This window comes from Pseudomonas sivasensis, from assembly GCF_021391435.1.
Taxonomy (GTDB): domain Bacteria; phylum Pseudomonadota; class Gammaproteobacteria; order Pseudomonadales; family Pseudomonadaceae; genus Aquipseudomonas; species Aquipseudomonas sivasensis.
The window spans coordinates 582490-607489 of sequence record NZ_CP090029.1; the positions used below are offsets into that span (position 1 = coordinate 582490).

The 25000-nt window shown below is 60.2% G+C and carries 24 protein-coding genes and 1 pseudogene; 12 read left to right on the forward strand and 13 right to left on the reverse strand.

The window, feature by feature from the left end:
- Positions 1 to 13 precede the first annotated feature (13 nt).
- Positions 14 to 1219 carry an imidazolonepropionase gene (gene hutI / locus LRO94_RS02555; protein ID WP_179179642.1) on the forward strand — a complete coding sequence of 402 codons (1206 nt, stop codon included), beginning with the start codon at positions 14 to 16 and terminating at the stop codon, positions 1217 to 1219.
- Positions 1220 to 1230: 11 nt separating this feature from the next.
- A complete protein-coding gene (hutG, locus tag LRO94_RS02560; RefSeq protein ID WP_032890182.1) occupies positions 1231 to 2028 on the forward strand; it encodes an N-formylglutamate deformylase in 798 nt (265 codons plus the stop codon).
- Between the two features lie 57 nt (positions 2029 to 2085).
- On the opposite strand, the gene LRO94_RS02565 is transcribed toward hutG, so the two are convergent.
- Positions 2086 to 2592, reverse strand: coding sequence for a hypothetical protein (locus LRO94_RS02565; protein WP_032890185.1), 507 nt, complete (start codon positions 2590 to 2592; stop codon positions 2086 to 2088).
- A 359-nt stretch (positions 2593 to 2951) separates the two neighbouring features.
- Here LRO94_RS02565 and choX point away from each other — a divergent pair, with 359 nt between their 5' ends.
- From choX to LRO94_RS02615, 10 genes are all read left to right on the forward strand, one after another.
- Complete coding sequence (choX, locus tag LRO94_RS02570) at positions 2952 to 3899, forward strand: choline ABC transporter substrate-binding protein (RefSeq protein WP_179179641.1); 948 nt, start codon at positions 2952 to 2954, stop codon at positions 3897 to 3899.
- A gap of 52 nt (positions 3900 to 3951) precedes the next feature.
- Entirely contained in the window at positions 3952 to 4881 is a 930-nt protein-coding gene (locus LRO94_RS02575) for an alpha/beta hydrolase (protein ID WP_179179640.1), read from the forward strand.
- Between the two features lie 103 nt (positions 4882 to 4984).
- Positions 4985 to 5956, forward strand: a complete 972-nt coding sequence (gene pip, locus LRO94_RS02580) for a prolyl aminopeptidase (protein ID WP_032890191.1) — start codon at positions 4985 to 4987, stop codon at positions 5954 to 5956.
- Positions 5953 to 6390, forward strand: coding sequence for a D-aminoacyl-tRNA deacylase (gene dtd, locus LRO94_RS02585; RefSeq protein ID WP_179179639.1), 438 nt, complete (start codon positions 5953 to 5955; stop codon positions 6388 to 6390). Before pip ends, dtd begins: the two co-directional genes overlap by 4 nt.
- Before the next feature lie 267 nt (positions 6391 to 6657).
- Positions 6658 to 8394, forward strand: coding sequence for a glucan biosynthesis protein G (locus LRO94_RS02590; protein WP_032890634.1), 1737 nt, complete (start codon positions 6658 to 6660; stop codon positions 8392 to 8394).
- Positions 8387 to 10957 carry a glucans biosynthesis glucosyltransferase MdoH gene (gene mdoH, locus LRO94_RS02595; RefSeq protein WP_179179638.1) on the forward strand — a complete coding sequence of 857 codons (2571 nt, stop codon included), beginning with the start codon at positions 8387 to 8389 and terminating at the stop codon, positions 10955 to 10957. Before LRO94_RS02590 ends, mdoH begins: the two co-directional genes overlap by 8 nt.
- Before the next feature lie 184 nt (positions 10958 to 11141).
- Entirely contained in the window at positions 11142 to 11942 is an 801-nt protein-coding gene (locus tag LRO94_RS02600; protein WP_032890197.1) for a transporter substrate-binding domain-containing protein, read from the forward strand.
- Between the two features lie 220 nt (positions 11943 to 12162).
- Positions 12163 to 12960, forward strand: coding sequence for a transporter substrate-binding domain-containing protein (locus LRO94_RS02605; protein ID WP_032890199.1), 798 nt, complete (start codon positions 12163 to 12165; stop codon positions 12958 to 12960).
- Between the two features lie 181 nt (positions 12961 to 13141).
- Positions 13142 to 14101: an amino acid ABC transporter permease gene (locus tag LRO94_RS02610; protein WP_032890201.1), complete on the forward strand. Its 960-nt coding sequence runs from the start codon at positions 13142 to 13144 to the stop codon at positions 14099 to 14101.
- Complete coding sequence (locus LRO94_RS02615; RefSeq protein WP_032890203.1) at positions 14094 to 14828, forward strand: amino acid ABC transporter ATP-binding protein; 735 nt, start codon at positions 14094 to 14096, stop codon at positions 14826 to 14828. Before LRO94_RS02610 ends, LRO94_RS02615 begins: the two co-directional genes overlap by 8 nt.
- Before the next feature lie 26 nt (positions 14829 to 14854).
- Here the strand turns inward: LRO94_RS02615 and LRO94_RS02620 are convergent, their stop codons facing one another.
- The 12 genes and pseudogenes from LRO94_RS02620 to ubiE form a co-directional block, all read right to left on the reverse strand.
- Positions 14855 to 16762, reverse strand: coding sequence for a methyl-accepting chemotaxis protein (locus LRO94_RS02620; protein ID WP_163033285.1), 1908 nt, complete (start codon positions 16760 to 16762; stop codon positions 14855 to 14857).
- Positions 16763 to 16906: 144 nt separating this feature from the next.
- Positions 16907 to 17779: a methyl-accepting chemotaxis protein gene (locus LRO94_RS27970; RefSeq protein ID WP_371260751.1), complete on the reverse strand. Its 873-nt coding sequence runs from the start codon at positions 17777 to 17779 to the stop codon at positions 16907 to 16909.
- A pseudogene (locus LRO94_RS27975) lies at positions 17765 to 18823 on the reverse strand (methyl-accepting chemotaxis protein); the annotation flags it as partial. The pseudogene LRO94_RS27975 and the gene LRO94_RS27970, both read right to left, overlap by 15 nt.
- 186 nt (positions 18824 to 19009) lie before the next feature.
- Positions 19010 to 19717: a 16S rRNA (uracil(1498)-N(3))-methyltransferase gene (locus LRO94_RS02630; protein ID WP_179179637.1), complete on the reverse strand. Its 708-nt coding sequence runs from the start codon at positions 19715 to 19717 to the stop codon at positions 19010 to 19012.
- Positions 19714 to 20505: a twin-arginine translocase subunit TatC gene (gene tatC / locus LRO94_RS02635; protein WP_032890209.1), complete on the reverse strand. Its 792-nt coding sequence runs from the start codon at positions 20503 to 20505 to the stop codon at positions 19714 to 19716. Before tatC ends, LRO94_RS02630 begins: the two co-directional genes overlap by 4 nt.
- Positions 20502 to 20912, reverse strand: coding sequence for a Sec-independent protein translocase protein TatB (gene tatB / locus LRO94_RS02640; RefSeq protein ID WP_095186135.1), 411 nt, complete (start codon positions 20910 to 20912; stop codon positions 20502 to 20504). The genes tatC and tatB overlap by 4 nt, the downstream gene beginning before the upstream one ends.
- A 10-nt stretch (positions 20913 to 20922) precedes the next feature.
- Positions 20923 to 21201, reverse strand: a complete 279-nt coding sequence (locus LRO94_RS02645; RefSeq protein WP_032890214.1) for a twin-arginine translocase TatA/TatE family subunit — start codon at positions 21199 to 21201, stop codon at positions 20923 to 20925.
- Positions 21202 to 21227: 26 nt separating this feature from the next.
- Complete coding sequence (locus tag LRO94_RS02650; RefSeq protein ID WP_003209299.1) at positions 21228 to 21560, reverse strand: phosphoribosyl-ATP diphosphatase; 333 nt, start codon at positions 21558 to 21560, stop codon at positions 21228 to 21230.
- A 2-nt stretch (positions 21561 to 21562) separates the two neighbouring features.
- Positions 21563 to 21955 carry a phosphoribosyl-AMP cyclohydrolase gene (hisI, locus tag LRO94_RS02655; RefSeq protein WP_032890216.1) on the reverse strand — a complete coding sequence of 131 codons (393 nt, stop codon included), beginning with the start codon at positions 21953 to 21955 and terminating at the stop codon, positions 21563 to 21565.
- Positions 21956 to 21996: 41 nt separating this feature from the next.
- Positions 21997 to 23601: a ubiquinone biosynthesis regulatory protein kinase UbiB gene (ubiB, locus tag LRO94_RS02660; RefSeq protein WP_032890218.1), complete on the reverse strand. Its 1605-nt coding sequence runs from the start codon at positions 23599 to 23601 to the stop codon at positions 21997 to 21999.
- The gene (locus LRO94_RS02665; RefSeq protein ID WP_122753824.1) at positions 23598 to 24221 is read right to left on the reverse strand and encodes a ubiquinone biosynthesis accessory factor UbiJ; all 624 of its coding nucleotides are present in this window, start codon (positions 24219 to 24221) and stop codon (positions 23598 to 23600) included. The genes ubiB and LRO94_RS02665 overlap by 4 nt, the downstream gene beginning before the upstream one ends.
- Positions 24221 to 24991, reverse strand: a complete 771-nt coding sequence (gene ubiE / locus LRO94_RS02670) for a bifunctional demethylmenaquinone methyltransferase/2-methoxy-6-polyprenyl-1,4-benzoquinol methylase UbiE (protein WP_003171186.1) — start codon at positions 24989 to 24991, stop codon at positions 24221 to 24223. Before ubiE ends, LRO94_RS02665 begins: the two co-directional genes overlap by 1 nt.
- Positions 24992 to 25000: the final 9 nt, after the last annotated feature.

A 25000-nucleotide genomic window follows, 5' to 3' on the forward strand; every position in this document is an offset into this window, starting at 1 on the left:
TAGGGAGGCGTTGATGAAAACCCTTTGGCAACACTGCCACGTTGCAACCATGGCTCAAGGTAACTACTCGATCATCGAGGATGCTGCCATGGTCACTGCCGGCTCACTCATCGAGTGGATCGGCCCGCGCAGCCAAGTGCCGACGGCGGACTACGCCCAGGTGCATGACCTGCAAGGCGCGTGGGTCACTCCGGGGCTGATCGACTGCCACACCCACGCGGTGTTTGGTGGCAATCGCAGTGGCGAATTCGAGCAGCGCCTTGAGGGCGTTAGCTATGCCGAGATCGCGGCCAAGGGCGGCGGTATCGCCAGCACCGTGCGCGCCACCCGCGCCGCCAGCGAGGATGAACTGTTCGACAGCGCCCGCAAGCGCCTGCGCAGTCTGCTGCGCGACGGCGTGACCACAGTGGAGATCAAATCCGGCTACGGCCTGGACCTGGCCAACGAACGCAAGATGTTGCGCGTGGCCCGGCGTCTCGGCGATGAGCTGCCGGTCAGCGTGCGCGCCACCTGCCTGGCGGCCCATGCGTTACCGCCGGAGTACAAGGACCGCGCCGACGACTACATCGAGCATATCTGCAGCGAGATGCTACCGGCCCTGGCGGCGGAAGGGCTGGTGGACGCCGTGGATGCCTTCTGCGAATACCTGGCGTTTTCCACTGAGCAAGTGGAGCGCGTGTTCAAGGTCGCCCAGCAGTTGGGCCTGCCGGTAAAACTGCACGCCGAGCAACTCTCGTCGTTGCACGGCTCCAGCCTGGCGGCGCGTTATCACGCGTTGTCGGCGGACCACCTGGAATTCATGACCGAAGAAGACGCCATTGCCATGGCTGCATCCGGCACCGTCGCCGTACTGCTGCCAGGGGCGTTCTACTTCCTGCGCGAAACCCAGTTGCCACCGATGGAGGCCCTGCGCAAACACGGCGTGAAAATCGCCATCGCCAGTGACCTCAACCCCGGCACCTCGCCGGCACTGTCGGTGCGCCTGATGCTCAACATGGCCTGCACTCTGTTCCGCATGACCCCGGAAGAGGCCCTGGCCGGCGTCACGCAACATGCGGCCACCGCATTGGGCATGGGCGCTACCCATGGCTCACTGGAAGTGGGCAAAGTGGCGGATTTTGTAGCGTGGCAGATTGATCGTCCCGCCGACCTCGCCTACTGGCTGGGCGGCGAGCTGGATAAACGCGTCGTGCGCCATGGCGTCGATGTCACTGTTTAAGGAGTGCTGTTGTGGATAAGGTTCTGAATTTCAAACAAGGCCGCACCCCGCTGCTGATCAGCATGCCCCACGCCGGCGTGCGTTTGACACCTGCGGTCGAGGCCGGGTTGATCCCCGAGGCGCAAAGCCTGCCGGACACCGATTGGCATATCCCCACGCTGTATGACTTTGGCGAAGAGCTCGGCGCCAGCACCCTCTCGGCGGAGTACTCGCGCTTTGTCATCGACCTCAACCGGCCGTCCGACGACAAGCCGCTGTACGCCGGCGCCACCACCGGCTTGTACCCGGCCACGCTATTTGAGGGTGTGCCGTTGTTTCGTGAAGGCCTGGAGCCCAGCGAGGCAGAACGCGCCACTTACCTGCAAAAGATCTGGGGCCCGTATCACCGCGCGCTGCAAGAGGAACTGGCGCGGCTCAAGGCCGAGTTCGGCTACGCGCTGCTGTTCGACGCCCACTCGATCCGCTCGGTGATCCCGCACCTGTTCGACGGCAAACTGCCGGACTTCAATCTCGGCACCTTTAACGGGGCCGCCTGCGATCCCGAACTGGCCAGCCAGCTGGAAGCCATCTGCGCCGCCCATCCGCAGTACACCCATGTGCTGAACGGGCGCTTCAAGGGCGGCCATATCACCCGGCATTACGGCGACCCGGCGCAGGATATTCATGCGGTGCAGTTGGAGTTGTGCCAGAGCACTTATATGGAGGAGTTCGAGCCGTTCCGTTATCGCGCGGATTTGGCTGAGCCGACGCGGGTGGTGTTGAAGCAGTTGCTGGAAGGTTTTTTGGTCTGGGGACGTGGGCACTATTAAATGAAAAAATACAGATGCGATTTCCTGCTCAGAACGCGCACCTGTATTTTTCAGCTATCAGATGGAGTGTTGTCCGCTGTTTGAAAGGTAAAAGTGGCCATTGATATTAATGGGGGCTTTGTTCTCATCGAGTGTGTTGAGGTCAATGTTGCCCTCAATGGATTTAAAGTCATTACTCCATTCGTATTTGATCACCCCTGTTTTACCCAGGTAGATGAGTTCGTCTGACTTTTTCTTCTCATAGTCAATGTTCACAATTCTAAAATAGCTTGCACTGTTTATAATCGGCGCCTCAGGGGGAAGAGCTGGGAACATCTCGACCCTACCGTGTAGCTGATATCTGGGCAGGTAAATGTGTATCGCGCGTATTTCATGAGGTTTCTTGTTTATTTCGGAGATGTCCTGAAATGCCGCTATCATCCAGCAGCTGCTACCTGAATTATCTTTGATCAGCGCGATGTTGATTTTATTGGCGAGAAAAATGTCTTTCTCGTTTGCGTATTGCACTGTTGCTTCAAAGATCTCAGTTATGGGTTTATTGCTCGGGTACGTTGGCGTGGTCATTATTGCTCTCCGGAAAGTCAGTGTCTTTCCGTAAACAGTAAAGACGCCCCTGAGAGTTGCTCTACTGTTATATATGACAGTTTTTTAGGTGAAGTAGTCATTTCAGCGTGGGTGGTTATCAGCTTTTGAATTAAGAGCGATTAACTATTCATTGGCGTGGTTCCAGAGCACCGTAGAGGGCAGTGTTCGAACCGCTCATTTATCACGCAACGGTCCGAGCCGATGACGCTGACAGTCGACACAGTGCAACTGCCGGTCGCACCCGGTCGTGTTTATCGAGGTCTTGCTGGGTAAGGTTGTGGATACGGCGCATCAGATGCCACTCCCCACAATAAAAACTGCCGAGTGAGACCGCTTTCATGAAACGACTATTCAACCGCTATCTGTTGACCCTCACCGGCGCCGTACTGCTCAGTGCGCAAGCCATGGCGGCCGAGCCGGCCTCCTGCAAGTCCATCCGAATGGGCGTGGTCAGTTGGACCGATGTGGTCGCCACCTCCGGCATGGCTGACGTGCTGCTCAACGGTTTGGGCTACGACAGCAAACAGACCAGTGCGGTGCAGCAGATTATCTTTGCCGGCATCCGCGATAAGCGCCTGGATATCTTTCTTGGCTACTGGAAACCGGCGATGGACAACAACATCGCCCCCTTCCTGGCGGCCAAACAGGTCAAGGTGCTCGACACGCCGAGCCTCGCCGACGCCCAAGCTACCCTGGCCGTGCCGCAATACGTGGCCGATGCCGGGTTGAGGACCTTCTCCGACATTGCCCGATTCAAGAACCAACTGGGTGGCAAACTCTACGGTATCGAGCCCGGCAGCGGTGCCAATACTGATATTCAGAAAATGATCGACACCAACCGCTTCGGCCTCGGCGGCTTCAAACTGGTGGCCTCCGGTGAGGCGGGGATGTTGGCGGCGGTGCAGCGCGCTGTAAATCGCAAGGAGTTCGTGGTGTTTGTCGGTTGGACCCCGCACCCGATGAACCTCAATATGAAAATGACCTACCTCACCGGCAGCGAAGACGTGTTCGGTCTCGACGAAGGCCGCGCTACCGTCTCCACCGTGACGGCGCCGGACTTTGCCGAACGCTGCCCAAATGTCCATCGACTCTTGGAAAACCTCACCTTCACCGCTGCCCAAGAGAGCCAGTTGATGGTGCCGATCATGGCGCGCCAGTCGCCCCAGGACGTGGCTAAACAGTGGTTGCGCGACCATCCGCAGGATTTGCAGCGCTGGCTGGCAGGTGTTACAGCGTTTGATGGCCGCGATGGCGTGGCGGCAGTGCTGGCAAGCCTCAAACCCTAAGCCAAATGCAGTGCCTTCCTCCTTGAACCTGCTGTGCTAGAGATCATTGTGCATGTACCCAATTTCCCCACGGCTTGCCGCCTTCGTCGAAAAGACCGCTTCCTTCACCGGCGACGATCCATCGCTGGCCGGCATACGCCAGAGCTACGAGCGCATGTGCCAAGCGTTCACCCCACCCATGCCGGACGGCTTGCAGGTGTCTGACTTTCCCCTCGCAGGCGTTGGCGTGCGCAGCTACCTCCCCCCGTCAGCCCCACCGGCCGATGGTTGGCCCTGCCTCCTTTATATGCACGGCGGCGGATGGGTAGTCGGCGGCCTGGATTCCCACGACTTTATTTGCTTCGAATTGGCCAGTGCGTTGAACGTTTTGGTGATCGCCATCGACTACCGCCTTGCCCCGGAACACCCGTTCCCCGCGGCCTATCAAGATTGCCGCGCCGTGTGGCGGGCGATCCAGTCGGGGGAGGGGCCGCACGCCATTAACCTGCAACGTATTGTCGTGATGGGTGACAGTGCCGGTGGCAATCTGGCCGCTGCGCTGTGCCTGGGGCTGCGCGACGCCCGTGAACCGTTGCCCCGCGCCCAAGTGTTGATTTACCCCGGCCTTGGTGGCACGGCTGACTTACCCTCGCGCCGAGATTGCATGGCCGCACCCTTGCTCAGCACCGCTGATGCGGAGCACTACCTGGCGCTTTACCTGCGCGGATCGGGCAAGGATTCACCCTATGCCATGCCGCTGCTGGCCCAGGATTACTGTGGATTGCCCAAGGCATTGATCGCCGTCGCCCAATTCGACCCGTTGCGCGACGACGGCATGTTGTATGCCGAGCGACTGCAAGCGGCGGGCGTGACCACGGTGCTTTATCCGGGAAAGGGCCTGGTCCATGGCTGTTTGCGCGCACGAGGCCAAGTGGCGGAGGTGGACCAATTGTTCGACTATCTGCTGAATTACCTGCGGGGCGAAGGGCTGACACAGGTCTAAGCGCTCAAGGACATGCTCATTGCACAATTCGGGTTTATAGTGCCAGACGGCAAAATAAAAGACGTCCCCTCAGGGATGAACCCGACCCCCTACGGAGCGCGCAATGCAGACTTGGTACCCGCAGATCAAACCCTACGCCCGGCACGATCTGGCAGTCGATGACACCCACACCCTGTATGTCGATGAAAGTGGCTCCCCCGAAGGCTTGCCTGTCGTCTTTATCCACGGGGGCCCTGGTTCCGGTTGCGACGCCCAGAGTCGCTGCTATTTCGATCCTAATCTGTACCGTATTGTCACCTTCGACCAGCGTGGTTGCGGGCGCTCCACGCCCCGCGCCAGTCTGGAAAACAACACCACCTGGGACTTGGTCGCCGACCTTGAGCGTATCCGCGAGCACCTGGGCATCGACAAATGGGTGTTGTTCGGCGGCTCTTGGGGCTCGACCCTGGCTCTGGCCTACGCGCAAACCCACCCTGAGCGTGTGCATGGCCTGATCGTGCGCGGCATTTTCCTGGCCCGACCGCAGGACATCGAATGGTTCTACCAAACCGGCGCCAGCCGCTTGTTCCCGGATTACTGGCAGGACTACCTCGCGCCGATTCCTGCGGACGAGCGTCACGATATGATTGCCGCCTACCACAAGCGCCTGACCGGTAACGACCAGATCGCCCAGATGCACGCGGCCAAAGCCTGGTCCGGCTGGGAAGGTCGCATGCTGGGCCTGTGCCCAAGCCCACAGCATGTGGAGCGTTTTTCCGAGCCGCAGCGCGCGCTGTCCATCGCGCGGATTGAATGCCACTACTTCACCAATAATTCCTTTCTGGAACCCAACCAGCTGATTCGCGATATGCACAAGATCGCCCATCTGCCTGGCGTAATCATCCACGGCCGCTACGATATGATCTGTCCGCTGGATAACGCGTGGGAGCTGCATCAGGCTTGGCCGAACAGCGAACTGCAGGTGATCCGCGAGGCGGGCCATGCGGCGTCCGAGCCCGGCATTACCGATGCATTGGTGCGCGCGACCGGTGAGATGGCACGGCGCCTGCTTGATCTACCGCCAGAAGAAGCATGAAGGGCCTGTTGCAACGGGTGCGTGGCGCCCGTGTCGAGGTCGAGGGTGAAGTCGTCGGTGCCATCGACCAGGGATTGCTGGTACTGGTGGCCGTTGAGCCTTCAGATACGCCGGAGCGCGCCGATAAGTTGCTGCACAAATTGCTCAACTACCGTGTGTTCAGCGACGACGAGGGCAAGATGAACCTGTCGCTCAAGGACATCGGCGGTGGTTTGCTGCTGGTGTCGCAGTTTACGTTGGCGGCGGATACCAAGAGCGGGCTGCGGCCAAGCTTCTCCACAGCGGCCCCGCCGGCCCTGGGAGCGGCGCTTTTTGATCACCTGCTGGTACAAGCGCAACAATTGCATGGCAAGGTGGCGTCGGGGCGTTTTGGTGCCGATATGCAGGTGCATTTGGTCAATGATGGCCCTGTGACCTTTCTGTTACAGACCTGAATGTATTAAAAACGACTTTTAATGCCTAAAAACGCAGGATTTCGCTACAAATACTTCGCTGCCCCTGATGCGTTGTCTCGCGGGCTACTAGATAATCGCGCGCTACGGGGATCAGCGTTGTTTGGTCCATTTTTGATTTAGGTAGAGACTTGTCCGACATCCATTGGGGAATCATTTTGACCCAGGGGAGTCGGAACAATGCTCGCCAACCTGGCATATAGATAGCTGGCCGTTGGTTTTTTGATCTGTTTTCGGCGAGGGTTGCTCGTGATTGTTAGTCCCTGTAATGCACCAAAATTGTCTGCCAAACGGTTACGAAACGCACTGGTAACGGGCTCAGCCCTGTTTTGCCTGTTCGGCGCGGGTCAGCTGTGGGCATTCAGTCTGGATGATGTGTCGGCCAAGGCAAAAGAGCTGGCTGGGCAGAAATACGAAGCTCCGCGCAGCAATCTGCCGAACGAATTTCGCGAAATGAAGTTCGCGGACTACCAGAAGATTCGTTTCCGCAACGAAAAAGCCGAATGGGCCGATCAGAACACCCCGTTCAAGCTGTCCTTCTATCACCAGGGTATGCATTTCGATACACCGGTGAAAATCAACGAAGTCACCGCTGACAGCGTGCAGGAAATCAAATACGACCCGTCGCGTTTCGATTTCGGCGATGTGAAGTTTGATCCGAAAGCAACCGAACAACTGGGTTATGCCGGTTTCCGTGTCTTGTTCCCGATCAACAAGAGCGACAAGCAAGACGAAATCATGACCATGCTCGGCGCGAGCTATTTCCGTGTCGTCGGCAAGGACCAGGTGTATGGCCTGTCCGCCCGTGGCATGGCGATCGATACTGCGCTGCCGTCTGGTGAAGAGTTCCCGCGTTTTACCGAGTTTTGGATCGAACGTCCAAAACCGGGTGACAAGCACCTGGTGATCTTTGCCCTGCTCGATTCCCCTCGTGCGACCGGCGCCTATCGCCTGATCCTGCGTCCGGGCACCGACACCGTTGTCGATGTGAAATCCCAGATGTTCCTGCGCGACAACGTCAGCAAGTTGGGCGTTGCACCGCTGACGAGCATGTTCCTGTTCGGCGCAAACCAGCCGTCCAAGGTGCTCAACTACCGTCGCGAACTGCACGACTCCAGCGGTCTGTCGATCCATGCCGGTAACGGTGAGTGGATCTGGCGCCCACTGAACAATCCTAAACACCTGTCGGTCAGCAACTTCACCGTAGAGAACCCGCGTGGTTTCGGCCTGCTGCAACGCGGCCGTAACTTCAGCCACTACGAAGACCTGGACGACAACTACGACAAGCGCCCAAGCGCCTGGATCGAGCCTGAAGGTGATTGGGGCAAGGGTTCCGTCGATCTGGTCGAGATCCCGACCGCCGACGAAACCAACGACAACATCGTTGCCTTCTGGAGCCCGGCTGTACTGCCGAAAGTCGGCGAGCCGCTGGAAGTCGCCTACCGCCTGCACTGGACTCTGGACGACGCCGCGTTCCACTCGCCGGACAGCGCTTGGGTCAAGCAGACCCTGCGTTCCACGGGTGACGTGAAACAGTCCAACCTGATCCGTCAGCCTGATGGCAGCGTCGCCTACCTGGTGGACTTTGAAGGCCCGTCCCTGAAGAAACTCCTGCCGGACGCCCCGGTGCGCAGCCAGGTGAGCGTGGGTGACAACGCTGAAGTGGTAGAAAACAGCGTGCGTTACAACGAACACACCAAAGGCTGGCGTTTGACCCTGCGCATGAAGATCAAAGACGCAGGCAAACCGACCGAAATGCGTGCTGCCCTGGTTCAGGATATCCCGCAGCCAGAGCCGGAGAAGGTTTCGACCCAGGTGCTCAAGGCTGACAAGGTCCTGGCCAAGCAACACGAGAAACAGGCCAAGAAAGACGCGAAAGACAAGGAAGCCAAGCAGCCAGAAGCTGCCCCAGCCACACCGGAGCCGATCAAGACCGAGCAAGTCCTGACCGAAACCTGGAGCTATCAGTTGCCTGCCGATGAGTAATTCTCAAGTCCAGCCAGAAACTCTGTCCGAGTATCTGGCGCATCTCCCGATGACCGCTGAGCAGCGCGCCGAACTGGCGGGCTGCACATCCTTCACCGAGTTGCACGAGCGTTTGTCGTCCGCAACCTTTGACGCGCCCGTCGACGCCGCCCAGGCGTCGGTTGGCCGCCGCTTGACCCTTAGCACCGCCGAGGAGCTGCAAGACGCCGAAATGCTGACGCTCGACGCCAGCGGTCGCGTGTGCCTCAAGGCCACGCCACCGATTCGGCGCACCCGTGTGGTGCCGGAGCCTTGGCGTACCAATATCCTGGTGCGCGGCTGGCGCCGCCTCACCGGCCGCAGCAATCCGCCGGCACCGCCGAAAGATGAGCGCGTATTGCCGGCCGCGCGCTGGCGTACCGTGGGTTCGATCCGTCGCTACATCCTGCTGGTGCTGATGCTTGGCCAGACCATCGTTGCCGGCTGGTACATGAAAGGCATCATGCCGTACCAAGGCTGGTCGCTGGTCGACTTCGACGAGATCCGCAACCAGACCCTGCTGCAAACCGCTACTCAGGTACTGCCTTACGCGCTGCAAACCAGCATCCTGATCATGTTCGGGATCTTGTTCTGCTGGGTGTCGGCCGGTTTCTGGACCGCCTTGATGGGCTTTCTGGAACTGCTTACCGGACACGATAAATACCGTATCTCCGGTAAAAGTGCCGGCGACGAGCCGATTCCGAAAGACGCCCGTACCGCGCTGGTGATGCCGATTTGCAACGAAGACGTGCCGCGTGTATTCGCCGGTTTGCGTGCGACGTTTGAGTCTGTGGCCGCTACCGGTGACCTGGACCGCTTCGACTTTTTCGTGCTCAGCGACAGTAATGACGCCGACATCTGCATCGCCGAACAGCAAGCCTGGCTCGACGTGTGCCGCGAGGCCGGTGGTTTCGGCAAGATCTTCTATCGCCGCCGTCGCCGTCGCGTAAAGCGCAAGAGCGGCAACCTCGACGACTTCTGCCGTCGCTGGGGCGGTGACTATAAGTACATGGTCGTGCTCGACGCCGACTCCGTGATGAGCGGCGAATGCCTGACCAGCCTGGTGCGCTTGATGGAAGCCACGCCGGATGCCGGGATTATCCAGACCGCGCCCCGTGCGTCGGGCATGGACACCCTGTATGCGCGCATGCAGCAATTCGCCACTCGTGTGTACGGCCCGCTGTTTACCGCCGGCCTGCACTTCTGGCAGTTGGGCGAATCCCACTACTGGGGCCACAACGCGATCATCCGCATGAAGCCGTTCATCGAGCACTGCGCCCTGGCGCCGTTGCCAGGTAAAGGCGCGTTCGCCGGCTCCATCCTGTCCCACGACTTCGTTGAAGCTGCGCTGATGCGCCGTGCCGGCTGGGGCGTGTGGATTGCCTACGACCTGCCTGGCAGCTACGAAGAACTGCCGCCGAACCTGCTGGACGAACTCAAGCGTGACCGTCGCTGGTGCCACGGTAACCTGATGAACTTCCGCCTGTTCCTGGTTAAAGGCATGCACCCGGTGCACCGCGCGGTGTTCCTGACCGGCGTGATGTCCTACCTGTCGGCACCGTTGTGGTTTCTGTTCCTGGTGTTGTCCACAGCCTTGCTGGCGGTGAACACGCTGATGGAGCCGCAGTACTTCATGGCTCCCCGCCAGCTGTACCCACTGTGGCCGCAATGGCATCCGGACAAGGCGGTGGCGCTGTTCTCCACCACCATCGTGTTGCTGTTCCTGCCTAAGTTGCTGAGCATCATCCTGATCTGGGCCAAGGGCGCGAAAGAGTTCGGTGGCAAGTTCAAGGTGACCTTGTCGATGCTGCTGGAGATGCTGTTTTCCATGCTGCTGGCGCCTGTGCGCATGATCTTCCACACCCGTTTCGTCCTTGCCGCTTTCCTCGGCTGGGCCGCGACTTGGAACTCGCCACAGCGTGACGACGACTCCACGCCGTGGAGTGAAGCGGTCAAGCGGCACGGTCCGCAAACCGTGCTGGGCTTCCTGTGGGCGCTGCTGGTGGTGTGGCTGAACCCAAGCTTCCTGTGGTGGCTGGTGCCGATCGTGGGTTCGCTGATGCTGTCGATCCCGGTGTCGGTGATCTCCAGCCGGGTCAAGCTGGGTCTCAAGTCCCGTGACGAGAGCCTGTTCCTGATCCCTGAGGAGTACAACCCGCCGCAAGCGCTGCTGTCGACGGAGAAGTACACCCATGAAAACCGTTGGCACGCCCTCAATGACGGGTTCGTGCGTTCGGTGGTTGATCCGCAGCAGAACGCCCTGGCCTGCGCCCTGGCGACTTCGCGTCACCGTGAGGCTGAGCCTATCGAGTACCTGCGTATCGAACGTGTTCGTCACGCGTTGAAAGTCGGCCCGGCCGGCCTCAACAACGGTGAGCGTCTGGCGTTGCTCAGTGATCCGGTGGCCCTTGCCCGCCTGCACGAGCAGGTCTGGAGCGAAGGACATGCCGAGTGGCTCGCCGCTTGGCGTGATTCGATCAAGGCCGACCCGCACGCGCCGTTGCTACCGCTGCAACCGCTGTCCTCCCAGGCCCAACCGGCCTGATTCAGACACCCCCGAGGGCTCACCTCGGGGGTGTTCGAAGCGCTGGTCCTACAGCGTTTCCCGCCTCTTCTTTGTCTTCCTGACGCCCTGTTATTTCGAAACAAAAGACCCTCGTCCGAGGCGTATTTGCGTGCCCGCGACTAGGTTAGGATCGCCCCCCAATTTTCTTGGCTGCGAGGGATTCATGCTCAAAAGGTATTGTTCGGCATTGCTTATCAGCGCTGCTGCATTGATTCAAATCAGCCAGGTGCACGCGGGTGCGATTGACGACGCCGTCCGGCGTGGTGTGCTCAAGGTTGGCACCACCCCCACCTATATCCCTTTCGAAATGACCGATAAACAGGGGCGCATTGTCGGCTTTGAAATTGACCTGCTCAACGTGATGAGCCAGGCGCTGGGGGTGGAACTTGAACTGGTCGTGATGCCCTACACCGAACTGTTGCCGGGCTTGCTGGCGAAAAAATTCGACTTGATCGGCAGTGGTATGACTGTCACTCAGGAGCGCAACTTAAGGCTGAACTTCAGTGACGCTTTCATCGTGGTGGGCCAGAGTGTACTGCTGCACCCCCGTCTGGCGGGCAAGGTCAGCAGTATTGAAGACCTGGACGATGCCGGTTACAGAATCGCTGTCACTGAGGGCACCACCGGCAAAGCAGCGGCTCAACGGTTTTTGGGGGCGGCCCGACTGAGTAGTTTTGCCACGCCGGAGGAAGGGGTTCGCCAGGTCGTAGCGGGGGAGGCCGATGCCTTTATCCATGACGCACCCTACAACCTGATCGCGGTGAACCGGGCGGAGAACGGCACGCTGCTGGCGCTGGAACAACCGTTTACATTCGAACCCTTGGCGTTTGGCGTAAAAAAGGGCGATTTCGACAGCATTAACTGGATCAACCATTTCTTGAACCAAGTGGCCCAGGATGGGACCTATGATCGGCTGCATGACAAGTGGTTCAAGGACACCACCTGGCTGGCAGAACTCGACTGAAAGTCATAACTGCTTACATATCAACTCATTGCCGTGTCAGGTTGCGCAAGTGTCTACCCCTGCGGTTGATCGCAGCGTCGTGGGTCTTTTCCTACATACCCTGATAACAATTGCCCGTGAAACCTTTGTGACGGGCAACGAGTGGGTTAGGATCGCACCCCGAAATGGTGCAGCCCTTTTTGCGCGCCGACCTTATAAGAATCGTTCAGGGGACTTGATGATGAAAAAGTATCTTTCGATGCTGCTGCTTGGCGTCACCGCGCTGGTCGCGGCCAATGCGGCCCAGGCTGGCGCCATCGACGATGCGGTCAAGCGCGGCACGCTGAAAGTCGGCATGGATCCGACCTACATGCCGTTCGAGATGACAGACAAGCGCGGTGAGATCATCGGCTTCGAAGTTGACATCCTCAAGGCCATGGCCAAGTCCATGGGCGTCAAGCTGGAGCTGGTTTCCACGGGTTATGACGGCATCATCCCAGCGTTCCTGACCGGCAAATTTGACATGATCGGCAGCGGCATGACCCTGACCCAGGAACGCAACCTGCGCCTGAACTTCAGCGAACCCTTCATCGTGGTCGGCCAGACTCTGCTGATTCGCAAGGACCTGGAAGGCACCATCAAGTCCTACAAAGACCTGAACGACGAGAAATACCGCCTGACCTCCAAGCTTGGCACCACCGGTGAAATGGTCGCCAAGAAGCTGATCTCCAAAGCCAAGTACCACGGCTATGACAACGAGCAGGAAGGCGTGCTGGACGTAGTTAACGGCAAGGCCGATGCCTTTGTGTATGACGCACCGTACAACGTGGTTGCCGAGAAGAAAGTCGGCAACGGCAAGCTGGTGTTCCTGGACGAACCCTTCACTTTCGAGCCATTGGCGTTTGGCCTGAAGAAAGGTGATTACGACAGCATCAACTTCATCAACAACTTCTTGCACCAGATCAAGAACGACGGCACCTACGATCGCATTCATGACAAGTGGTTCAAGAGCTCAGAGTGGCTCAAGGACATGGAATAAAGGCTGTCCTGTAGTGAGCGGGCTTGCCCCGCGTTGGGGGGCGAAGCCGCCCTAAATCCAGACGCAGCGGTGTTTCAGAAATACCGAGGCGCATGATTTTGGGGCGGCTTGCCTCCCAGCGCTGGTCAAATCCGCTCACTACACAAAGGCGCATGCCTTCGAATTTTTTGGATGTCGAGTAATGAAACAGAAAAAAGCCCAATGGCCCTGGCACCTGCTAACCGTGGTCGTGCTGGTCGGCCTGGCCGGCGCCTTGTACTACGCTACCTCGCTGATGTCCTACGAATGGCGCTGGAACCGCGTGCCGCAATACTTCGCCTACCAGGCCGAAGAAGCACAGCGTGCAGCGGACATCTCCACCGTCATTGAGCTGGTTCGTAACGGCGACGTCGCCGAAGTGACCCTGCGCAACGACGCTGGCAACGAGCAAAAGGTGACGGTTGCCGACAACAGTCTGCAAGTGGCGCGCGGTGATGACGTGGCCGAAGGCGATGTCATTGGTGTGAATCGTCATTGGGCGTTGGGCCCGCTGATGTGGGGGTTGTGGACCACGCTGTGGCTGTCGGTGGTTTCCGGGATTTTGGGCCTGGCGATTGGCCTTGCCACCGGTTTGTGCCGACTTTCCAATAACCCGACCTTGCGTGATCTGTCGACGATCTACGTCGAACTGGTACGTGGCACCCCGCTGCTGGTGCAAATCTTCATTTTCTATTTCTTCATTGGCACGGTGCTCAACCTGTCACGGGAATTTGCCGGGATCGCCGCGCTGTCGCTGTTCACCGGCGCTTATGTGGCCGAAATCGTTCGCGCCGGCGTGCAGTCCATCACCCGTGGGCAGAACGAAGCCGCGCGCTCCTTGGGCCTGAGTGCCAGCCAGTCGATGCGCCATGTGGTGCTGCCGCAAGCCTTCAAGCGCGTACTGCCGCCCTTGGCAGGGCAATTCATCAGCTTGGTGAAAGACACGTCCCTGGTCTCGGTGATCGCCATTACCGAACTGCTCAAGAGCGGTCGCGAAGTCATCACGACCTCGTTCTCGCCGTTTGAAATCCTGTTCTGCGTCGCAGGCCTGTACCTGCTGATCAACCTGCCGCTGTCGAAAATGGCCAGCCGGCTTGAGCGGAGGCTCGCCCAAAGTGATTGAAGTCCGCGATCTGGTAAAAGTCTTCGACACCCGTGGCCATGTAGTGCGTGCGGTAGACCATGTGACCACCCAGGTGGCCAAGGGCGAAGTGCTGGTGGTGATCGGCCCGTCCGGCTCCGGCAAGTCGACTTTCCTGCGTTGCCTCAATGGCCTGGAAGAGTTCGATTCGGGCTCGGTGAGCATCGACGGCCTGCAACTGGCCGACCCGAAAACCGACGTGAACGCCTATCGTCGTGAAGTCGGCATGGTGTTCCAGCACTTCAACCTGTTCCCCCACATGACCGTGTTGGAGAACCTGTGCCTGGCGCAAAAAGTCGTGCGCAAGCGCGGCAAGCAAGAGCGCGAAGCCAAGGCCTTGGCCCTGCTGGAAAAGGTCGGCATTGCACAGAAGGCCAACGAGTTCCCATCACGCCTGTCCGGCGGCCAGCAACAACGGGTGGCGATCGCCCGGGCGCTGGCGATGGAGCCCAAGGTGATGCTGTTCGACGAGCCCACCTCGGCCCTCGACCCGGAAATGGTCGGCGAAGTGCTGGACGTGATGAAGACCTTGGCCCTGGAAGGCATGACGATGGTCTGCGTTACCCACGAAATGGGCTTCGCCCGCGAAGTGGCGGACCGTGTGTTGTTCTTCGATCACGGCAAGTTGTTGGAAGATGCGGCACCGGCCGAGTTTTTTGATTCGCCAAAAGACCCGCGTGCCCAAGCGTTCCTGCGTCAGGTTCTGTAAGCCCAAGGCCATTGAAACCGGGAGGTTCATATCTTGAACCTCCCTACGCATTGCTGCAGATCCGTTCCCAGTCGCGCCAACTCGATACTCGCCGCCGCCGTCTGTTCGCTGGCGGCAGCGGTTTGCTCCGAGGCATCGCGGACCTTCAAGACGCTGCGATTGATCTCTTCGGCCACCGCGCTTTGCTCCTCGGCCGCTGCGGCAATCTGCGGGTTCATTTCCTGGATGATGGCCACGGTGCGGGCGATCTCCGTCAGGGCGTCCCCGGCGTTGCGAGTCAGGCCGACGCTGTTGTCGGTCAGGGTGCGGCTGTAGTCCATGATGTCGGCCGCCTGTTGGGTGCCCCTGTGCAGGCCACCAATCAACTCTTCGATTTCTTCGGCGGACTGCTGGGTCCGCCGGGCGAGGCTGCGCACTTCATCGGCGACCACGGCGAAGCCCTGGCCTGCCTCACCGGCCCGTGCGGCTTCAATCGCGGCATTGAGCGCCAGCAGGTTGGTCTGCTGCGACACGGACTTGATTACGTCCAGCACGCTGCCGATTTTCTGGCTTTCCCGTTGCAGCCCCAACATGGCTTCGCTTGAGCGAGCCATCTCATGGGCCAGGTGTTCAATTTGTGCCACGGCATCCGTGACCACCTGATCGCCCAGTTCAGCCTGCTGATTGGCCTGGCCGGCGGCAATCGATGCTTGCTCGGCGTGGCGCGCCACTTCCTGGGCGGTGGCCAGCATCTGGTTCATGGCCGTCGCCACCTGCTCGGTTTCATCGCGCTGATTATTCACCCCGGCGCGGGTTTGCTCAGTGACGGCAGAGAGCTCTTCGGCGGCGCTGGCGATTTGCCGTGCGTTGTCGCTGATGTTGCCAACCAACCCCCGTAGGTTCAGCGTCATTTGGCTCATGCTGCGTTGCAACTGGCCCAGCTCATCGCGGCGCTGTGACTGCACTTCGTTGCTCAGATCACCCTCGGCAATGCGGTTGGCCACCATGAGCGCCTTGCGCAGCGGGTGCACGATTTGTCCGGCAATCACCCAGGCGGCCAAGGCGCCGAAGAGCACCGCGGCAGCCGCAATACCCAAGGTCTGGATGCGGGCTTGGTCGGCTTCTCTGTCGCGTCGTTGGGTCTGATCCTGGCTCAAGAGGTCACTCTGCGCGAGCAACTGATCCAACTGCTGCTCCAACTGGTTATGGCTACTTTCGGTCGTGAGTTGGGTGTCTTTAAGGCGGGTCAGCTGGGTGCGGATACTGAGCACGGCGTTTTTCATCGCGTCACTGTCGACCGCCAGTTTGGCCACTTCAGCCTGGGCGAGTTCGAGGCTGCGTTCTGCGTCAACCACGGCTTGTCCATACGCATCGAGCGAACTTGAAGCCCAAGCCGGGCTCTTGGCACGGTCCTCGGCCTGTTCCATGGCCTGGCGCAGGTTTTCGACGGCATCCAGGGCTTTTTCATCTTCCTGATCAGGCAAGTCGCTAGCCAGTTGTGCCAGAACATCGCCGGCCCGCGTGGTGCTCTGTGTCAGCTGTTCCCGGGCACTTTCGCGTTTTTCCACCAGCGCTGGCACGCCCTTGAGTGTGGATTTGAACGTGGCAGACATCCGCGTCATCTCCTGCAGATATTGAATGGCTTTCGGCACCTTAAGTCGGTTGGACAGCTCCGCCAGGGCCTTGTCGACTTTCTCCATGCTCGCGCTCAATCGACTGAGGCTTTCGGCGTCGTCCAGGGTGCGATAGAGGATTCTGTCGGTGCGCAGTTCTTCGCCAGCCACCGCCAGTTGTGCCAGCACGCTCAGCGTTTGTGATCGGTAAAGGGACGCCGCTAATGCTTGCCAGCCGGTCACGGCAATGACAAGGCTCAGGGCCAGTACCAGGGCAAAGCCCAGGGCCAATTTGAGGGTGACACTGGCGTTACCCAGCAGGTGAGTCATTCGACGAAGCATGATTAACCTCCGACAAGTGCGTGAGCACACTGAACTGACCTGAACGCTAGTGTCTTTGAAGATCGGGAGGGGCTGATAAACGTGTAGGAAGTTTCATAGATTGCAGGCGGCGACCCAGGACAGGTCGCCGCGCGGGGAGGGAGGTCAGACTCGGAAGCGACCCACCAGTGCTTGCAGATGCGTGCCCAGGCGCGCCAGTTCGGTGCTCGACGCGGCGGTTTCTTCACTGGCCGCAGCCGTCTGCTCCGAGACATCGCGCACGTTCAGCACGCTGCGGTTGATCTCTTCCGCCACAGCGCTTTGCTGTTCGGCGGCGGTGGCGATCTGGGAGTTCATCGTCTGGATAGTCGAGACCGTGCGGGTGATGTTCTCCAATGCGCTGCCGGCACGGCGGGTCAGCTCGACGCTGCTGTCGGTGAGGCTGCGACTGTTGTCCATGATGGTCGCCACCTGTTGGGTGCCGCTCTGCAGGCCGGCAATCAGCTCTTCGATCTCTTCGGTGGACTTCTGCGTGCGCTGGGCCAGGCTACGCACTTCATCGGCCACCACCGCGAAGCCACGTCCGGCTTCACCAGCGCGCGCGGCTTCGATTGCGGCGTTGAGGGCCAGCAGGTTGGTTTGCTGGGCCACGGATTTGATCACGTCGAGCACGCTGCCGATCTTGTCGCTTTCCCGTTTAAGGTCGCCCATGGCGACTGTGGAATTGCCGACCTCAGTGGCCAGGCGCTCGATCTGGGCGATGGCTTCACCGACCACCTTGTCGCCTTCGCGGGCCTGCTGGTCAGCCGCTGCGGCGGCCTCAGAGGCTTCTTCGGCGTTGCGCGCGACTTCCTGCACGGTCGCGGCCATCTCGTTCATGGCGGTGGCTACTTGGTCGGTCTCGACCTTTTGGCTGTTGACCCCGGCGCTGGTCTGTTCGGTGACAGCCGACAGTTGCTCGGCAGCGCTGGCGATCTGGGTCACGCCCTCGCTGATGCCGCCGATCAACTCGCGCAAGCCCACGGTCATGCTCTGCATAGCCCTCTGCAACTGCCCCAGCTCGTCCTGGCGCAAAGATGTCAGGTTGTGGCTCAGGTCACCCGAGGCGACGCGCTCGGCGACCTTGAGTGTTTGGTCCAGCGGGATAATGATTTGGCGGGTGATCGCCCAGGCCGCCACCAGGCCAAAGATCAACGCCAGCACAGTTGCCAGCAGCAACAGGGACTTGGCTTGCGCGGCATCGGTGTCGCGCACCACGGTTTGGGAGAGGGTCAGTTTGTCGCTGTGGCCGAGCAACAGATCGCCTTGATCGCTCATGGTTTTAAGGGCAGCAGCGCTGGCCACCTGCGAGTCGCGGTACTGGCTGACAGCGGCGCGGTAGGCTTGCAGCGAGACGCTGGCCTGTTGCAGGTTGGTCGAATATTGCTCAGGCAGTTGGCCGTTGAGGCTGGTGATTTTCTTCAGGGCATTGTCGATGGCATCCAGTGCGGGTTGCTCGGCTTCGACCTTGCCGCTGTAGGTATAGCCGCGCACTTGGAAGCGCGCCTGCTGTATCAGTTTGCTCGCTTCCACCACAGTGTTGAACTGGGTGACGCTGTCGCCTTGCAGCAGGGCCTTCTCGATCTCATTGATCTTGAGCACCGCGTTGTCAGCGGTATCTCCCAGCTTGCTGCGGGCGTTTTCACGGTTGGCGCTGGCTTGCACCATGTCGCCGAATGCGCGCTTGTACTGGTCCACGGCGGCCAACTGTTCATCGACCAGGGCCGCGTCGGCGGGTTGTTCAATTAGGTTGCGGGCTTTATTCAGGCCGCTATTGAGCTTGTCCAGCAATTCGCTGACCGCGCCTGGGCCTTGTTCGCCATGGCGCAATTCATAGTCCCGGCGAGCCAGGCGCAGGTCCTTGGTCAATCCATTGAGGCTGGAGATAAAGCCCAGCTTGTCACCGCGACTGATCACATCGCCCAGGCCGGTCCAGCCGGTGAAGGTGATCATCAGTGTGAGTAGTAACACCAGGCCGAAACCTACGCCCAACTTGGTTTTGACGCTGACATTCCCCAGCTTTTCGGCTAACCAACGATACATGCTGCGAACTCCCCTGGAACAAGGCTTGGACTTATTCAGGAGTTATCGGCCTGCGCCCGGGATTCTGTAGCGACGCAGCTCTAATGGCGGGGGCTTGCGCCCGATAGGGGGGATCGGTCGATATATTTATCAGCTGACAAACCGTCATCGGGGGCGAGCCCCTCTCACAAGGGGACAGCGCCGTTGTTAGAAGAGGCGGGCGAGCAGGGCGGTGACGGCGGTTTCAACCCGTAGGATCCGTGCGCCGAGTTGTACCGGCTGCAAGCCAGCCTTGGCCAATAGGTCCACTTCGTAGGGGATCCAGCCGCCTTCCGGGCCGATGGCCAGGGTAACCGGCTCATCCAGCCCACGGGGGCAAGCTGGGTAATCGCCTGGATGGCCGATCAGGCCAAGGGTGCCTTCGGTCATGGCCGGCAGGCGGTCTTCGACGAATGGCTTGAAGCGCTTTTCGATGATGATCTCGGGCAGCACCGTGTCCCGCGCCTGTTCCAGGCCAAGGATCAGTTGCTCGCGTATCGCCTCGGGCTCCAGGAACGGGGTCTGCCAGAAGCTCTTTTCCACTCGGTAACTGTTGACCAGCACCACCTTCGGCACGCCCATGGCAGCAACGGTTTGCAGCACCCGGCGCAGCATTTTCGGGCGGGGAAGGGCCAGTATCAGGGTCAGGGGCAGCTTGGCTGGAGGCGGTTGGTCGAAGCTCACTTGCAGCTCGGCTTCGCAGGCTTCCAGGCGCAACAATTGTGCGGCTCCCATCAACCCGCCGATGCGCCCCACGCGCAGGCTGTCGCCTACGGCGGCGCGGTGGACCTCCTGCATATGCACCAGGCGTCGATCGCGCAGGATCACCCGGTCGGCCGCAATAAAGTCGGCCTCTTCAAGCAGCAGCAGGTTCACGGCTGGGTCGCTGGCGGCTGTTCGTCGTCGACGGGTTGGTCATCCGGGTGATCGCCACGCTTGCTGATCAAACCGCTGAACAGGATGCCGATCTCGAACAGCATCCACATCGGCACGGCCAGCAGGGTCTGGGAGAAGATGTCCGGCGGCGTCAGGATCATGCCGACCACGAAGCAACCGATGATCACGTACGGGCGGATCTTCTTCAGGTAGGCCACGTTGACCACGCCGATCCACACCAGCAGCACCACGGCCACTGGGATTTCGAAGGCCACGCCAAAGGCGAAGAACAGCGTCATCACGAAGTCGAGGTAGCTGGTGATGTCGGTCATCATCTCCACGCCGGCCGGAGTGGCAGCGGCGAAGAACTTGAAGATCAACGGGAATACCAGGAAGTACGCGAACGCCATGCCGGTGTAGAACAGCAGGATGCTCGATACCAGTAACGGCACCGCGATGCGCTTCTCGTGCTTGTACAGGCCCGGCGCGATAAAGCCCCAGATCTGATGCAGGATCACCGGGATCGCCAGGAACAGCGAAACCATCATCGTCAGTTTCAACGGCGTGAGGAACGGCGATGAAACGTCAGTGGCGATCATCGTCGCGCCGGCCGGCAGGTACTGGCGCAGCGGCGTGGAAACGAAGGTATAGATCTGCTGGGTAAAGGCGAACAGCCCGGCAAAGATGATGAAGATGGCCGCTACGCAACGCAGCAGGCGCGTACGCAGCTCGGTGAGGTGCGAGACCAGCGGCATGTGCTGGTCGTTTTCCGGTTTATCAGCGCTCATGGGGCTCGCGGCGGCAATGTAGGGTCATGGGGCGCGGGCGACGCGACGGGCGTCGGCGCAGGCTCGGTTGGCGCAGTAGGCGTCGGGGCGGCGGGCGTAGGCTCAACCGCTGGCGCAATGCTGTGCTCGGCCACAGGCTCCACCGGCTTGGCGGGCTCCTGGACAGGGGACAAAATCTTCCGTGCTTCCTGCTCCAACGACAGAATGTGCTCGTTGTGCAGTTGGCGGCGGATCTCGTCGGCGCCGATTTCCCGTTCAACTTCCTGTTTGATCGCGTTGAAACTGCGTTTCAGGCGCCCGATCCACAGGCCGGCCGTGCGCGCGGCACCGGGCAGGCGTTCCGGCCCCAGTACCAACAGGGCCACGAGGCCGACGAGCAGCAGTTCAGAGAAGCTGATACCAAACATTATTCAGTGCTCACGAGTCTTTGCGGGTCGGCTCTTCGACTTTCTCAGCCTGCACGTCGAAGGTGCGACGCTCGGTGATCGGCTGGGCGGCCTGCGGGTGCACAGGCTGGACCGGCGGTACGGGATTGGCGGCGGGGTCGGCAGGCTTTTCGTCGTCGTTCATGGCTTTACGAAAGCCCTTGATCGACTCGCCCACGTCGGTGCCCAGGTTCTTGAGTTTCTTGGTGCCGAACACCAGTACCACGACCACCAGAATGACGATCCAGTGTTTCCAGTCAAAAATGCCCATGCTGCAAATCCTCTAGTCTTAGTTATTCAAGCGGACGGGCGCGAGGCCTTTTCGGCATGCCCGGACAAGCCGAAGCGACGGTCCAGTTCGTCCAGCACTGCCTGTGGATGCTGCCCCAGTTGGGCGAGCATGACCAGGCTATGGAACCACAAGTCGGCGGTCTCATAGATGACATCGCTGCAGTCGCCGCTGATTTGCGCATCCTTGGCGGCGATGATGGTCTCGACGGATTCTTCGCCGAGCTTTTCCAGAATTTTGTTCAGCCCCTTGTGGTACAGGCTGGCGACGTAGGAGCTGTCGGCGTCCGCACCTTTGCGGTCTTCCAGCACCTGGGCCACGCGGTTCAGGGTATCGCTCATGGTCAGTGTCCTGCGGAATAAATGGCGTGCGGGTCTTTGAGCACCGGTTCGACGGTTTTCCACTCGCCGTTCTCGAACACGCGATAGAAGCAACTGTGACGGCCGGTGTGGCAGGCGATATCGCCGATCTGCTCGACCTTGAGGATCACCACGTCGGCGTCGCAGTCGATGCGCATCTCGTGCAGGGTCTGCACGTGCCCGGACTCTTCGCCCTTGCGCCACAGTTTGCCACGGGAACGTGACCAGTAAATGGCACGCTGCTCAGTGGCGGTGAGGCTCAGGGCCTCGCGGTTCATCCAGGCCATCATCAGCACGCGCCCGGTCTTGTAGTCCTGGGCAATGGCCGGCACCAGGCCGTCACTGTCCCACTTGATCTCGTCCAGCCAGTCTTTCATGTTCGGCTCCGGCAATTTGCGACAGTGTATAACCGGATTGGCTATCGACGCACGATCAGATAAACACCCACGGCGACCATGATCCCCGCAGGCCAGTGGCCCAGTTGATTCAACGGCCCACCAATGGCCAGCATCACACCGCCCACCAGGTGCGCGGCGCCGAGCAGGCGCAGGAACCAGTCATCCTTGCGCTTGCGCCACGGCGGTTCCGGGTCCTTGGCGTGGGGCTGGGACATGCGCTCAAGCAAGTCGCGAGTCATGTTGGCCAGGTGCGGCAGTTGTTCCATTTGGCTGTGCAGGTTACCCAGCACGGTTTTCGGGCTCATGCGCTCGCGCATCCAGCGTTCGAGGAACGGCTGGGCGGTGTTCCACAGGTCGAGGTCCGGGTACAACTGACGGCCCAGGCCTTCGATGTTGAGCAAGGTTTTTTGCAGCAGTACCAACTGCGGCTGCACTTCCATATTGAAGCGCCGCGCGGTCTGGAACAGGCGCATCAACACCTGACCAAATGAGATGTCTTTTAACGGTTTCTCAAAGATCGGTTCGCACACGGTGCGGATCGCTGCTTCGAATTCGTTGAGTTTGGTTTCCGCCGGCACCCAGCCTGAGTCGATGTGCAACTGCGCCACGCGGCGGTAGTCACGCTTGAAGAAGGCGAACAGGTTGCGCGCCAGGTAGTCCTGGTCTTCCGGGGTAAGGCTGCCGACGATGCCGCAGTCGATCGCGATGTACTGCGGGCTCCACGGGTTGACGGTGCTGACGAAGATGTTGCCCGGGTGCATGTCGGCGTGGAAGAAGCTATCGCGGAACACTTGGGTGAAGAAGATCTCCACACCGCGTTCGGCGAGCATCTTCATATCGGTGCGCTGGTCGGCCAGGGTGGCGAGGTCGGTGACCTGCACGCCGTAGATGCGCTCCATCACCAGCACTTTCGGGCGGCACCAGTCCCAATACACTTGCGGCACGTACAGCAGCTGCGAGCCCTCGAAGTTGCGCTTGAGTTGGCTAGCGTTAGCGGCTTCGCGCAGCAGGTCGAGTTCGTCGTAGATGGTTTTTTCGTAGTCGGCGACCACGTCCACCGGGTGCAGCAGGCGCGCATCGGCAGAGAAACGTTCGGCAGCGCGGGCGAGGATGAACAACCACGCGAGGTCCTGACCGATGATCGGCTTCAGGCCTGGACGAATGACCTTCACGACCACTTCTTCGCCAGTCTTGAGCTGCGCCGCGTGGACTTGTGCCACGGAAGCCGAGGCCAGCGGCTCGACGTCAAAGCGGGTGAAGACTTCGCTGATCTTCTTGCCCAGCTGTTCTTCGATCAGTTTCATCGACTGCTGTGAATCGAACGGCGGTACGCGGTCCTGCAACAGCATCAATTCGTCGGCGATGTCTTCGGGCAGCAGATCGCGGCGCGTCGAGAGGATCTGCCCGAACTTGATGAAGATCGGCCCCAAATCCTGAAGCGCCAGACGCAGACGCGCACCGCGGTTCAGCTCCAGTTGCTTGCGCGGAAACCAGCGCCACGGCAGCACATAGCGCACCGCCAGCAGAAACCACGGCAAGGGTAGCGCGAACAGCAAGTCATCGAGGCGGTAGCGGATTACGACGCGCTGGATACGAAACAAACGGCGGACGGCGAGCAGCTTCATGCGTTATCGCTTGGATCAAGGGAACGGCTCAGGCGCTCGAAGCGCGCCTCAAGGCGTTCCAGGTCGATTTTGGCCTTGTCGAGTTCGCGAAAGCGCGCTTGCGCTTCCTGCTGCCCGACCAGGGTGCGCGATTCTTCGCTCAGGTATTCGGCGAGGTTCTGGTTGAGGCTGGCAAACCCTTGCTGGTACCAGCGCGTGCGGCTGCGCAGGTGCCCGCTTATCAACTGGGTGGCCACGGGGCCGATCCAGCGGGACAGCTCGTATTCCCAGTCCAGCTCCAGGTCTTGCAGCACGGCGGCCAAGTCCATCAGCACCGCGCTGTCGCCTTCCAGCGCCACTTCAGGGCTGTGCAGGATGGCGGTCTTGTTGCGGCTCAGGGCCAGGTGCAACAGGCTCGACGCCGGCGCGCGCAGAGTGCAGTCGGCTTCGGCGGCCCATTGGCTGGCCAGCAGCAGGCCTTCGTCGCTGGGCAGGATAAAAAGCTGCAAGGCGGGGCTGGTGCAGTCGACGGCAATGACCTTGCCGTCTAAATGCGCGAGCCGCGCCAAGGCGGTACTGTCCAGGCGCAGCACACGGTTGAGGCCGTGTTCGACGCTGGCGAGCAGGCCTGCGAGCAGCATCAGGGCTTGATGCCGCGGTGCAGGGCGACGATACCCGAGGTCATGTTGTGGTAGGTCACACGGTCGAAACCGGCTTCTACCATCATCGACTTCAGGGTTTCCTGGTCAGGGTGCATGCGGATCGATTCGGCCAGGTAGCGGTAGCTTTCGGCGTCATTGGTGATCAGCTTGCCCATCAATGGCATGAAGGCGAAGGAGTAGGTGTCGTAGACCTTGGACATCAGCGCATTGGTCGGCTTGGAGAACTCCAGCACCAACAGGCGGCCGCCCGGTTTGAGGACGCGCAGCATCGAGCGGATCGCGTCTTCCTTGTGGGTCACGTTGCGCAGGCCGAAGGCGATGGTCACGCAGTCGAAATGGTTGTCGGGGAACGGCAGCTTTTCAGCGTCGGCCTGGACGAATTCGATATTGCCGGCCACACCCTTGTCGAGCAGGCGGTCACGGCCAACCTTGAGCATCGAACCGTTGATGTCTGCCAGCACGACCTGACCGGTCGGCCCGACGAGCTTGGAGAACTTGGCGGCCAGGTCGCCGGTGCCACCGGCGATGTCCAGCACACGGTTGCCGGTGCGCACACCCGACAACTCGATAGTGAAGCGCTTCCACAGGCGGTGCATACCGCCGGAGAGCACGTCATTCATCAGGTCGTACTTGGCGGCGACGGAGTGGAACACCTCAGCGACTTTTTCCGCTTTTTGGCTTTCCGGAACGTTCTTGAAGCCGAAGTGAGTGGTGGGTTCGGCATCGCTGCCTTTGCGCTGATCAGTCATATCGCTGTC